The organism is Actinomyces glycerinitolerans (genome assembly GCF_900098745.1).
In the GTDB taxonomy this organism is placed as follows: domain Bacteria; phylum Actinomycetota; class Actinomycetes; order Actinomycetales; family Actinomycetaceae; genus Actinomyces; species Actinomyces glycerinitolerans.
Genome location: NZ_FQTT01000001.1, coordinates 354,833 through 366,950 on the forward strand (window position 1 = coordinate 354,833; position 12,118 = coordinate 366,950).

At 71.4% G+C, this 12,118-nt stretch carries 11 protein-coding genes; 3 read left to right on the plus strand and 8 right to left on the minus strand.

Annotated elements, in window-relative coordinates; genetic code table 11:
• Positions 1-3: 3 nt before the first annotated feature.
• Together ACGLYG10_RS01405 and ACGLYG10_RS01410 are read right to left on the minus strand one after the other, a co-directional pair.
• A complete protein-coding gene (locus ACGLYG10_RS01405) occupies positions 4-1,221 on the minus strand; it encodes a thiamine-phosphate kinase (RefSeq protein ID WP_073327268.1) in 1,218 nt (405 codons plus the stop codon).
• Positions 1,208-2,440 (minus strand): D-alanine--D-alanine ligase family protein, encoded by a 1,233-nt coding sequence (locus ACGLYG10_RS01410; RefSeq protein WP_083565289.1) that lies wholly within the window; start codon positions 2,438-2,440, stop codon positions 1,208-1,210. Before ACGLYG10_RS01410 ends, ACGLYG10_RS01405 begins: the two co-directional genes overlap by 14 nt.
• A 162-nt stretch (positions 2,441-2,602) precedes the next feature.
• Here ACGLYG10_RS01410 and ACGLYG10_RS01415 point away from each other — a divergent pair, with 162 nt between their 5' ends.
• On the plus strand, positions 2,603-3,355 hold the full coding sequence (locus tag ACGLYG10_RS01415) for an AMIN-like domain-containing (lipo)protein (protein WP_073327269.1): 753 nt from the start codon (positions 2,603-2,605) through the stop codon (positions 3,353-3,355).
• Positions 3,356-3,778: 423 nt separating this feature from the next.
• Here ACGLYG10_RS01415 and ACGLYG10_RS01420 read toward each other — a convergent pair whose 3' ends face one another.
• The 5 genes from ACGLYG10_RS01420 to leuC all read right to left on the minus strand — a co-directional run bounded on the left by ACGLYG10_RS01420 (position 3,779) and on the right by leuC (position 9,524).
• Positions 3,779-4,810: an NAD(P)H-dependent glycerol-3-phosphate dehydrogenase gene (locus ACGLYG10_RS01420; RefSeq protein ID WP_073327271.1), complete on the minus strand. Its 1,032-nt coding sequence runs from the start codon at positions 4,808-4,810 to the stop codon at positions 3,779-3,781.
• The gene (locus ACGLYG10_RS01425) at positions 4,807-5,637 is read right to left on the minus strand and encodes a lysophospholipid acyltransferase family protein (protein ID WP_073327273.1); all 831 of its coding nucleotides are present in this window, start codon (positions 5,635-5,637) and stop codon (positions 4,807-4,809) included. Before ACGLYG10_RS01425 ends, ACGLYG10_RS01420 begins: the two co-directional genes overlap by 4 nt.
• Positions 5,638-5,796: 159 nt before the next feature.
• Positions 5,797-7,119, minus strand: a complete 1,323-nt coding sequence (gene murA / locus ACGLYG10_RS01430) for a UDP-N-acetylglucosamine 1-carboxyvinyltransferase (protein ID WP_073327274.1) — start codon at positions 7,117-7,119, stop codon at positions 5,797-5,799.
• 292 nt (positions 7,120-7,411) lie between these two features.
• Positions 7,412-8,065, minus strand: coding sequence for a 3-isopropylmalate dehydratase small subunit (leuD, locus tag ACGLYG10_RS01435; RefSeq protein WP_073327276.1), 654 nt, complete (start codon positions 8,063-8,065; stop codon positions 7,412-7,414).
• Positions 8,066-8,108: 43 nt separating this feature from the next.
• A complete protein-coding gene (gene leuC, locus ACGLYG10_RS01440) occupies positions 8,109-9,524 on the minus strand; it encodes a 3-isopropylmalate dehydratase large subunit (RefSeq protein WP_073327277.1) in 1,416 nt (471 codons plus the stop codon).
• A 132-nt stretch (positions 9,525-9,656) separates the two neighbouring features.
• On the opposite strand from leuC, the gene ACGLYG10_RS01445 reads away from it, so the two are divergent.
• Together ACGLYG10_RS01445 and ACGLYG10_RS01450 are read left to right on the plus strand one after the other, a co-directional pair.
• Positions 9,657-10,397, plus strand: a complete 741-nt coding sequence (locus tag ACGLYG10_RS01445) for an IclR family transcriptional regulator (RefSeq protein ID WP_073327279.1) — start codon at positions 9,657-9,659, stop codon at positions 10,395-10,397.
• Positions 10,398-10,429: 32 nt separating this feature from the next.
• Positions 10,430-11,569, plus strand: a complete 1,140-nt coding sequence (locus tag ACGLYG10_RS01450; RefSeq protein ID WP_073327280.1) for a glycosyltransferase family 4 protein — start codon at positions 10,430-10,432, stop codon at positions 11,567-11,569.
• A gap of 11 nt (positions 11,570-11,580) precedes the next feature.
• Here ACGLYG10_RS01450 and nrdR read toward each other — a convergent pair whose 3' ends face one another.
• On the minus strand, positions 11,581-12,072 hold the full coding sequence (gene nrdR, locus ACGLYG10_RS01455) for a transcriptional regulator NrdR (protein ID WP_073327807.1): 492 nt from the start codon (positions 12,070-12,072) through the stop codon (positions 11,581-11,583).
• Positions 12,073-12,118 lie beyond the last annotated feature (46 nt).

Consider the following 12,118-nt stretch of genomic DNA (forward strand, 5'->3'; position numbering starts at 1 on the left):
CGTCTAGGCGTGGAAGTGGTCCCAGCCGAGACGCTCGGGTACGCGCCCGCCGATCAGTACGGCCGCCGGCTCGCCCACGCGCCTGGCGCGCACGGCTCCGATCACGCGGGACCCCTCCGGCAGCCGTTCGACCGCCGACGGCGGCAGCGTGGCCAGCAGGCCGTGGTCCTCTCCCCCGGTCAACACCCAGGCCCGCGCCAGGTCACGCGCGGCCACGGCGTCGGGGCGAAGCAAGCCGGCGACCGGCGCCAACGCGGCGAGGTCATGCGTCAGCCCGGCCTCCGGGTCGCCGTCCGGGTCGGCGATCTCGACGACGACGCCGCTGGCCCGGGCGATCCGGTCCGCGTCGCGCAGCAGCCCGTCGGAGACGTCCATCATGGCGGTGGCTCCGGCGTCGGCGAGCGCGGGTCCAGCCGCCAGGGGAGGCTCCGGCGCCCGGTAGATGCGCAGGCATTGCGCGGCGGCCGCGGCACCGTCGTTGTTGATCGTCACACCGTCTCCGCCCGCGTCGCCCCGCGCACCGGCGTGGGCGCCAGCGACGGCGTCATCCCACCCGTCCGAGCGGCCATCCAGACCGGCCTGCAGCAGTGCGAGCCCGGCCGCCGAGCGTCCCAGCGTGCCGCAGTGGACGACGATGTCGCCGGGACGCGCGCCCGAGCGCCGCACCGGGCGGCGGCCATCCAGGTCGCCGTGGACGGTGACGGCGATGACCACCCGGTCCCCGACACTCAGATCACCGCCGACCACGCCCGCGTCCGTGCCCGCACATGCGTCGGCGAAGCCGCGAGCCAGGTCCTGCACCCAGGCGACCGAGGTGGTGCGCGGCAGCACCAGGCTGACCACCAGCGCCGTCGGGCGCGCCCCCATGGCGGCGATGTCGGCGAGGTTCTGGGCGGCGGCGCGGGCCCCGACGTCGCGGGCGGTGGACCAGTCGGTGCGGAAGTGCTCGCCCTGGACGAGCACGTCGGTACTCACGCAGTAGCGCCCGTCCGGGGCGGCGACCACGGCGCTGTCGTCCCCACTGGGCACCAGCACGCGGGCCGCCTGCGGCAGCAGCGGGGTGAAGGCGGCCAGCAGCGCCTCCTCCCCCAGGTCGGCGACGGTGGTTGCGGGACCACCACCGGCAACGGAGTCGACGGCGGCAGCACCATAGGAATCGACGGTTTCGGCGCCGCGGCCCGCCGGGGGCGCCCCGGCGTCGTCGGCCTCAGCGGTTGACATCTCTGGGGCGCTCGAGCGCCAGCTCGATCAGCTCGGTGACCAGGTCGCGGTAGGCCAGCCCGGATACCTGCCACATGTAGGGGTACATGGAGAAGGGCGTGAAGCCGGGCATGGTGTTGACCTCGTTGACGATCGCCTCGCCGTCCGGGGTGAGGAAGAAGTCGACGCGGGTCAGGCCCTCCCCGCCGATGGCGATGAAGGCCTCTGCGGCCCGGCGCATGAGCAGTTCGCGTTCGGCCGGGGCGATGTGGGCGGGGCAGACCATGGCGACGGCGTCGTGGGCCAGGTACTTGGTCTCGTAGTCGTAGAACTCGCCGGCGCCGTTTGCGGCGTCCATGACGATCTCGCCGGGCTCGGCCACGCGGGGGGCGGCGTCGCCGTGTCCGGCGAGCACCGCCACCTCGATCTCGCGGCCGACGACGCCGGACTCGACCAGCACCTTCGGATCCACCTCGCGGGCAGCCTCAATGGCCGCGTCCAGGTCGGAAAGATCCTCGACCCGGCTGATGCCCAGGGAGGAGCCGGCGCGGGCGGGCTTGACGAACAGGGGGCGGGCCAGGTCGGCGCACTGGGCGAGGATGGCGGCCTTGTCACGGCGCCAACGGTGCGGCTCGACGAGCACATGCGGGGCGGTGGGAATGCCGGCGGCCTGCAGCAGCACCTTGGTGACCTGCTTGTCCATGCCGGCGGCGGAGGCGAGCACGCCGCAGCCTACGTAGGGCAGGCCCAGCATCTCCAGCATCCCTTGGATGGTGCCGTCCTCGCCGTAGGGCCCGTGCAGCAGCGGCAGAACCACGTCGACGGTGCCGAGAACCTCGGGGCCGGCGGGGGTGATCGCGGTCAGATTCCCGCCCCCCAACCGCATGGCCAGTTCGCCGCGACCGAGCCCGTCGGTGGTGATTTCCACCGGCGGGCGGGCGTCGTCCAGGCGCAGGGCGTCGGGATCGTCGTCCACGAGTACCCACTGGCCCTGGCGGGTGATGCCGATGGGCACGACGTCGTAGCGGTCCCGGTCAATGGCGTCCAACACGCCGGCGGCGGTGGCACAGGAAATGGTGTGCTCGCCGCTGCGGCCCCCGAAGACGACAGCGACCCTGGGCTTGTGCGGCCGCGTGGCGGCCGGGGCCTGCGTTGATGCGGCCGGGGCCGACGAGGCGAAGAGGCTGGAATCCGTGCTTGCGCCGGTGCTTACTGCGTTTGAGGCATGAGGGGCCGACATGGTGGCAACGCTACCGCTACCCGGGCGGATCGAGTATCAAGTCACCGCTCGGCGTCGGGCGCGCCGTCGGCCAGTACCGAAGTATCTGTTCCTATGCACCACCAGCCCCTCCCCCGTATGATTGACGTCACACGCGTGGTTCACTCAAGGTCAGGAGCCGTCATGACACGCCCAAGCCCACTCCCCCGCACACTCGTCCCCGCCCTGGCCCTGCTGCTGACCGGCACGCTCACACTGGGCGCCTGCGGCTCGGGCTCCGGCGGCGGCGCCGCATCCGAGGAGGCGTCTGCGCCGGCCACATCCGCCGAGTCGGCCGACAGCACTGCCTCCGCCGCGTCCACCGATGACGCCTCGGCACCGGAGTCTTCCGATGCCTCGCAGGCACCCACCAGTACCGGCTCGCTCACCCAGGAGGAGACCAACCCGTCCGGGGCGCCCGCCTGGGGCACCGGCGCCGACGGCCAGGCGGCGTCCGACGACTCGGCACTGGTCATCTCCGACGTGCGCATCGGCTCCCACGACGATGAGGACTACTCCCGCTTCGTGGTCGAGTTCTCCGGTGAAGGCACGCCGGGCTGGTCGGCACAGTGGACCGACCAGGCCCACACCCAGGGCAAGGGCGACCCCATCACCGTGGATGGCGACTTCACCCTGGTAGTCATCGGCACCGGCGTGACCATGCCGATCAGCGAGGAGCAGCAGGCCGTGGCCTACACCGAGCCAGTGCGCTTCGACTTCGATGCCGTCGGGCGCGACGACGACGGGGGCATTGAGGAGGCCTACCTGGATCTCGCCTTCGAGGCCCAGTTCCAGGTGGTGCTCGGCACTGACTCTCAGAAGTTCCGGATCTTCACGCTGACCAACCCCACCCGTCTGGTGATCGACGTCGCCGACGATGACGCCAACGACGACTGACGGCGGCTCCGTCGCGTCGCCGAGGTGCCGCAACAGCGAGGCCCGATCGGCCGGCTCGTGGTCGGCAATGAGGGCATATCGCACGAGCGTGTTCAGACGCCACTCCCCCGGTTCGCGGCGAACGACGGTTCGTGCGTTACGACGACGGTTCGTACCTTCGCATCAGGGTTCGTATGTTCTGGTCAGCGATTCGTACCTTCTTGTGACGGTTCGTACCCGTAGGTGCCGAACCGTCGTAAGGAGGTACGAACCGCCGACCGGAAAGTACGAACCGTCGGCGTTGGTGCCGAACCGTCAGGCATCGCATGCCACCTCAGGAGCCACAACCTCCCCTCAGGCACGTTGCTGACAAGGCTGCGCGGCACCTACCGGCCTGAGTGCGTCACTGGCGCCGGTCTCGGCGGAGGGGAGGGTGCGGGCGGCTCAGGTCAACGGCGCGGCGTTAACGCCCTCGGCCTTGCGGGGCCGGGACAGCAGGGCGTCGTTGATCTCCTCCACGGTGGCGGTCCCCTCGACGACGGCGACCACCCCCGCGGTGATGGGCATGTCCACTCCGTGCGCGGCGGCCAGGTCGAGCACGGCGCGCGCGGACTTGGCGCCCTCGGCGACACCACGCGAGGCGGCGGCGGCCTCCGCCACGCTCATGCCCTCACCCAGGCGCCGTCCGAAGGTCTGGTTGCGGGACAGTGGCGAGGAGCAGGTGGCCACCAGGTCACCCATGCCGGCCAGCCCGGCGAAGGTCTCGGGGTTCGCCCCAAGCGCCAGCCCCAGCCGGGTGATCTCCACCAGTCCGCGGGTGATGATGGTGGCCTTGGAGTTGTCCCCGAAGCCGCGTCCGGCGGTGATGCCGACCGCCAGGGCGATCACGTTCTTGACCGCGCCGCACAGCTCCACACCGAGCACATCGGTGTTGGTGTAGGGACGGAAGGTGCCGGTCGCGCACAGGGCGGCCACGCGCGCGGCCACCGCCTCGTCCTGCGCCGCCACTACGGTGGCGGTGGGCTGGCCGGCGGCGATCTCATCGGCCAGGTTCGGGCCGGAGACCACGGCGATGCGCCGGGCGGGCAGGTCGAGCGCCTCGGCGATGACCTGACTCATGCGCAAGCCCGTGCCGGCCTCCACCCCCTTCATCAGGGAGACGACGATGGCGTCGTCGTCGAGGGCGCCGCGCAGCGGGGCGAGCACGCCGCGTGCGGTCTGGGCGGGCACCACCACGACGACGAGCCCCGCCCCGGCGACGGCCTCCCGGATGTCCGTGGTGGCGGTGACGGTCTCGGGCAGGGTGATGCCGGGCAGGTAGCGGTTGTTGGTGCCGGCGTTGATCTCGGCGGCGATCTCCGGGCGGCGCGCCCAGATGACGGCGGGGGTGCCGGCCTGGGCGAGCAGGCGAGCGAAGGTGGTGCCCCAGGCACCGGCGCCGATGACGGCGGCCTTGCCGACGACTGCCGGGCTCATGACTGCTGCTCCGGGGCGGTTTCGGGCTCGTCGTCACCCGGGTTGTCGGGCGGCGTGCCCGGCCCGGAGGGGTGCTCGTACTCCGACGGCGCCGGCGGGTCGGGCCGACGCACGCCGATGTTGCCCTTGCCCGGATCGCCGTCGTACTTCATGTCGAAGGGGCGGGGCGCCTTCTCGCCGCGCAGTTGCTCCACCAGCTCCGTGATGTGCCGCATGATCTCGGCGGTGGCGGCGCGCACGACAGCGTGATCGGAGGTGTCCGTGCCGAATTCGGCCAGGTCGAAGGGCTTCCCGATCAGGACGTCCACGTCCTTGCGGGGGAAGGGGCGGAAACCGCTGCCGTAGGCGCCCAGCACGTTCTGGGCGCCCCACTGGCCGATGGGCAGCAGGGGCGCGCCGGTGCGCATGGCCAGGCGGGCGGCGCCGGTCTTGCCGGTCATGGGCCACTGCAGCGGGTCGCGGGACAGCGTGCCCTCGGGGAAGATCATGATCGGGTCGCCCGCGCGCAGACGCCGCTCGGCCTCCACCAGGGAATCGCCGGCGTGGGTGGAGCCGCGGTAGACGGGGATCTGACCACCGGCGCTGAAGACGTGGCCGAGGATGGGGATTTCGAACAGCTGGGACTTTGCCAGCGAGTAGATGGGCACGTCCGCATCCACGAGCGCGCGCATGGCGGTGAGCGGGTCCAGGTTGGACAGGTGGTTGGCGACGGCGATGAAGCCGCCCTCGCGGGGAATGTTCTCCACGCCGGTCACATGCTGCTTGGAGACCGCCTTGAGGAACGGAATGATCGCCCCCCTGGCCGCGAACCGGTAGAACGGGGTCATGCGTCGTGTGGTCGCCACATCGGCACTCTACCCACTGGCGTGCGCCGCGGGCGCGAAATGACCGCGGGCCGACCCGGGCGCGGGTCCGCGGGCGGCCCGCCGGGACGCTCCGGCGCCGCGGGGCGACCGGCGCCGCGGGGCGACCGGCGCCGGACCGGGTCAGGCCAGGCGGGTGACGTTGGCGTCGAGCGCGGTGAGCTTGCTCATGAAGTGCTCGTACCCGCGGTCGATGAGATTCACGCCCTCCACGCGGCTGGTGCCCTCCGCGGCGAGTGCGGCGATCAGGTGGGAGAAACCACCGCGCAGGTCGGGCACCACGATGTCGGCCCCGTGCAGGGGGGTGGGCCCGGAGATGACGGCGGAGTGGTAGAAGTTGCGCTGTCCGAAGCGGCAGGCGGTGCCGCCCAGGCACTCGCGGTACACCTGGATGGTGGCGCCCATCTTGCGCAGGGCGCCGGTGAAGCCGAAGCGGTTCTCGTACACGGTCTCGTGCACGATGGACAGCCCCTCCGCCTGGGTCAGGGCGACGACGAGCGGCTGCTGCCAGTCGGTCATGAAGCCGGGGTGAACGTTGGTCTCCACCACGATGCTCTTCAGGTCGCCGCCCGGGTGGTAGAAGCGGATGCCGTCGTCGCGCACGTCGAAGGCGCCACCGACCTTGCGGAAGATGTTCAGGAAGGTGGTCATGTCGCTCTGGCGGGCGCCGTGGACGAACACGTCGCCGTGGGTGGCCAGGGCGGCCGCAGCCCAGGAGGCGGTCTCGATGCGGTCGGGCAGGGCGCGGTGGTTGTAACCGACCAGCTCGTCCACGCCCTCGACGTGGATCGTGCGGTCGGTGTCCACGGAGATGATGGCGCCCATCTTCTGCAGCACGTCCACCAAGTCCATGATCTCCGGCTCGACGGCGGCGCCACGCAGCTCCGTCAGGCCCTCGGCGCGCACGGCCGTGAGCAGCGTCTGCTCGGTGGCGCCAACGGAGGGGTAGGGCAGCTCGATGACGGTGCCGTGCAGCCCATCGGGGGCGGTCAGACGGATGCCCTGGGGCTGCTTGTCCACGATCGCGCCGAAGCCGCGCAGGATGTCCAGGTGGAAGTCGATGGGGCGGTCACCGATGCGGCAGCCGCCCAGGTCGGGGATGAAGGCCTCACCGAGTCGGTGCAGCAGCGGCCCGCAGAACAGGATCGGGATGCGGGAGGAGCCGGCGTGGGCGTCGATGTCGGCCATGTGGGCGCTCTCGACGCTGGAGGGGTCCAGGCGCAGGATGCCCTCGGCCTGGTCGTAGTCGACGCTCACCCCGTGCAGGGACAGCAGCCCGGAGACGACGTCGACGTCGCGGATGAGCGGCACGTTGTGCAGCACCGACGGCGTGGTGCCCAGGAGGGCGGCGACCATCGCCTTGGGGACGAGGTTCTTGGCGCCCCGGACGGTGATTTCACCGCTGAGCGGGCGCCCGCCCTCGACCTGAAGCAGACCGTCGACCATGCGTACCTCCGAGTGTTCGCGTGAAGATCGGGCGCCGCGGGGATACGGCGTCACCCGCGCCGGACGCGGGTGACCTCAGCATAGGCGGACCCGGCAGGAACGGAAGATGCCGCGGCCCGCTCACAGCGAACGGTGACGTGTCCTTCAACTCACCGGTGTGGCGGACCGTATGCGGCCCGACGACGACGGGCGCGAGCCCGGCCGACGGCCCGGTTCCCAGCGGGCCGGGGCGGCGACGACGGGGCCGCTCCGCCGCGGGAGGCGGCAGGCGGGCCCAGCGTCGTCCGAGAAGTCAGGGGCGGGGCATGTCCGCGGAGTGGGCGGGCACGACCGTGGCGGGCGGCTCGTGGCGGGCGGGCAGGGTCCGCGGCTTGTAGGCGGGCCGGGCGTCCTCATAGGCGCTGATGGCGTCCTCGTGGGTGAGGGTCAGCGAGATGTCGTCCAGGCCTTCCATGAGAGTCCAGCGCACGTAGTCGTCGATCTGGAAGACGGTGCGGAAGGAGCCCGCCTCGACGGTGCGCTGCTCCAGGTCCACGGTGATCTCGGTGCCGGGCTCGGTCTCCAGGATCTTCCACAGCTGCTCGGCATCCTCCTGGCTGATGACACCGGCCACCAGCCCCTGCTTGCCGGCGTTGCCGCGGAAGATGTCGGCGAAGCGGGGGGCGAGCACCACCTTGAAGCCGTAGTCCTTCAGCGCCCACACCGCGTGCTCGCGGGAGGAGCCGGTGCCGAAGTCGGGGCCGGCCACCAGCACGCTGGCGTGCTTGTAGGCGTCCTGGTTGAGGATGAAGTCGGCCTCATTCGCCCGCCAGGAGGCGAACAGGGCGTCCTCGAAGCCGGTGCGGGTGATGCGCTTGAGGTAGACGGCGGGGATGATCTGGTCGGTGTCGACGGCGCTGCGGCGCAGCGGGGCGCCGATGCCGGTGTGGCGGATGAACTTCTCCATGGGTGGCTTCCTTCTCGGACTGGCGGCGGACGGCGCGGGCGACTCAGGCGGCGAGCACCGGCAGGTCCGCGGGGGTGGACAGGGTGCCGCGCACGGCGGTGGCGGCGGCGACGACGGGCGAGACCAGGTGGGTGCGCCCGCCCTTGCCCTGGCGGCCCTCGAAGTTGCGGTTGGAGGTGGAGGCGGAGCGCTCCCCGGGCGAGAGCTGGTCGGGGTTCATGCCCAGGCACATGGAGCAGCCGGCGTTGCGCCACTCGGCGCCGAAGTCCTTGAACACCTGATCCAGGCCCTCGGCCTCGGCCTGCAACCGAATACGGGCGGAGGCCGGCACCACCAGCATGCGCAGGCCGGGCGCCTTGGTGCGGCCCTTGATGACGGCGGCGGCGGCGCGCAGGTCCTCGATGCGACCGTTGGTGCACGAACCCAGGAAGACGGTGTCGACCTTGATGTCGCGCAGCGGGGTGCCGGGCTTGAGATCCATGTACTCCAGGGCGCGCTCGGCGGCGCGGCGGCCGGTCTCGTCCGCGATGTCCTCGGGGTTGGGGACGGCGCCGGAGATGGGCAGGCCCTGTCCCGGGTTGGTGCCCCAGGTGACGTAGGGCTCGATGTCGGCGGCCTGCAGGACGACCTCGGTGTCGAAGACGGCGTCGTCGTCGGTGCGCAGCGAGCGCCAGTAGGCGACGGCGTCATCCCAGTCCTCGCCCTGGGGGGCGTGCGGGCGACCCTCCAGGTAGGCGAAGGTGGTCTCGTCGGGGGCGATCATGCCGGCGCGGGCGCCGGCCTCGATGCTCATGTTGCAGATGGTCATGCGGGCCTCCATCGACAGCTGCTCGATGGCGCGGCCGCGGTACTCGATGACGTGCCCCTGGGCGCCATTGGTGCCGATCTTGGCGATGATGGCCAGGATGATGTCCTTGGCGCCGCTGCCTGCGGGCAGGTCGCCGTCGATGAGCACGCTCATGGTCTTGAAGGGGGCCACGGGCAGGGTCTGGGTGGCCAGCACGTGCTCGACCTGGCTGGTGCCGATGCCGAAGGCGAGCGCCCCGAAGGCGCCGTGGGTGGAGGTGTGGGAGTCGCCGCATACGACGGTCATGCCCGGCTGGGTCAGGCCCAGCTGCGGGCCGACGGCGTGGACGATGCCCTGGTCGGCATCGCCGAGGGAGTGCAGGCGCACCCCGAACTCGGCGCAGTTGGCGCGCAGGGTCTCGATCTGGGTGCGGGAGGTGACGTCCGCGATGGGCAGGTCGATGTCGAGGGTGGGGGTGTTGTGGTCCTCGGTGGCCAGGGTCAGGTCGGGGCGGCGGACCTTGCGGCCGGCCAGGCGCAGTCCCTCGAAGGCCTGCGGGCTGGTGACCTCGTGGACGAGGTGCAGGTCAATGTAGAGCAGATCCGGGGCTCCGTCGGTGCCGGGGGCGACGACGTGGTCGCGCCACACCTTCTGTGCCAGGGTCATTCCCATCGCTGCACTTCCTTTCCTAAAGGGGCCGTTCGGCCCGGAGCCGCCCGCATTTGCGGAACCGGCAAACTCCGGGCCGTTTTTCTGACTCCACGCTACTTGAAGTCTCACCACTCGGAATGGCAGTATCAGATTATGGACACTCTGGGTGACATCGAAAGCGGCAGCGGGGTTGGCGTCATCGACAAGGCCGCGCTGGTCATGAGCGCCCTCGAGGCGGGCCCGGCCACGCTGGCGCAGCTGGTCACCACCACCCACCTCGCCCGCCCGACGGCGCATCGCATCGCCGTGGCACTGGAGTTCCACCGCCTGCTGGCTCGCGACGCCCAGGGCCGGTTCATTCTGGGGCCGCGCCTGAACGAGCTCGCCTCCGCCGCCGGGGAGGACCACCTGCTGGCCGCCGCCGGCCCGGTGCTGGCGGCCCTGCGGGACAAGACGCACGAGTCCGCACAGCTGTACCGGCGCCAGGGGGACGTGCGCGTGTGCGTGGCCAACGCCGAGCGTCCCATCGGGCTGCGCGACTCGATTCCGGTGGGGGCAACCATGTCCATGCAGGGCGGCTCCGGCGCGCAGGTGCTGCTGGCCTGGGAGGAGCCCGACCGGCTGCACCGCGGCCTGGTGGGCGCCCGCTTCAACGCCACCATGCTGTCCGCGGTTAGGCGGCGCGGATGGGCCCAGTCCGTCGGCGAGCGCGAGCCGGGGGTGGCCAGTGTGTCGGCGCCGGTGCGCGGTGCCAGCGGCAAGGTGGTAGCGGCCGTATCCATCTCGGGGCCGATCGAACGCATGGGCCGTCAGCCCGGGCGCGTGCACGGCCCGGTGGTGGCCGCCGCCGCGCGCCGCCTGTCGGAGGTTCTGCGCAACAACGACGAGGGCTGAACCTCTCCCCCGCTCACCCGTACACTCGCCCCATGCGTCGGACCCTGCTCGTCACCAATGACTTCCCGCCCGTCGTCGGCGGCATCCAGTCCTACCTGGACGACTACACCCGGCGCCTGCCCGCCGCGGACCTGACCGTTCTGGCTTCCACCCCGCCCGAAGGCCCCGACGCCGCCGCGGCCTTCGACCACGAAGCCGCCTTCGACGTCGTGCGCATGCCCACCCACGTGCTGCTGCCGACTCCGGACGTGCGCCGGCGCATGCAACAGCTCATCCGTGAGCGCGACATCGAGACCGTCTGGTTCGGAGCCGCCGCCCCGCTCGGCCTGCTGGGCCGCGCCGCCAAGGAGGCCGGTGCCACCCGGGTCATCGCCACCACCCACGGGCACGAGGTCGGCTGGGGCATGGTGCTCGGGGCCCGCCAGGCCCTGCGCCGCATCTTCCGCGACGCCGACGTCATCACCTACATATCCGACTACACGCTCGGCGAGCTGCGACCGCATATGCCCGCGGATCAGGAGGTGCTGCGCCTGCCCAGCGGCATCGACGTCGACCGCTTCCACCCGGACCCCGAGGCGCGCGCCGCGCTGCGCGCCCGGTACCGGTTGGGCGAGGCACCCACCGCCGTGTGCGTTTCCCGACTGGTCGCCCGCAAGGGGCAGGACGCGTTGATCTCCGCCTGGCCGCGGGTGGTGGAGCAGGTTCCGGACGCCCGGCTCGTCGTCGTCGGTTGGGGGCCTTATGCGAAGAAACTGGCCCTGTTGCGTCGCTCCTCCTCCGTGCGCGAGTCGATCATCCTGACCGGCAAGGTCCCCTATGAGGAGCTGCCCGGACATGTGGCCATGGGCGATGTCTTTGCCATGCCCTGCCGCACACGCGGGGGCGGACTCGATGTCGAGGGGCTCGGAATCGTCTTTCTTGAGGCCTCGGCCGCCGGCCGGCCGGTGATCGCCGGGACCAGCGGCGGGGCGCCCGAGACGGTTGCGGAGGGCGTGACCGGCAACGTCGTCGACGGCCGGGATGAGGATGCGCTTGTGTCCGCCCTGGTGCGCCAGTTGACCGACCCCGAACTGCGCGCGCGCATGGGGGAAGCCGGACGCGCCCTCATGGTCGAGAAATGGACCTGGCCCGGATTGGTCGAGAGCCTCGTGCAGGCGATCGACGCCCGGTAGGGCGTTCGGCCTCAGTGGTTGTCAGGGCCGACCTCGGCGGCCGGGGCGGGAGTGGAGGCGTGGGAGGCGCGCAGGTCGGCGATCGCGGCCTCGAAGTCGTCTAGGGAGTTGAAGTCGGAGTAGACGGAGGCGAAGCGCAGGTAGGCGACCTCGTCGAGTTCACGCAGCGGCTCGAGGATCGCCAGCCCCACCTCGTGGGAGTCGACGATGGCGTGTCCCTTGCCGCGCACCGTCTCCTCAACCCTGTGGGCCAGCAACGCCAGCTGGTCGTCGGAAACCGGACGGCCCTGGCAGGCGCGGCGCACACCGTTGATCACCTTGTCACGCGAGAACGGCTCGGTGGCGCCGGAGCGCTTGCGCACCGACAGGCTGGCCGCCTCGATCGTGGTGAAGCGCCGCCCGCATTTGGTGCACTGGCGGCGACGGCGGATTGAAGTGCCGTCATCCGACGTGCGTGAGTCGACTACGCGCGACCCACTGTGCTGGCAGAAAGGACAGCGCACGCCGACCACCTCCGGTTCTCCGCAATGTGCGTACGGTTCGGAGGTT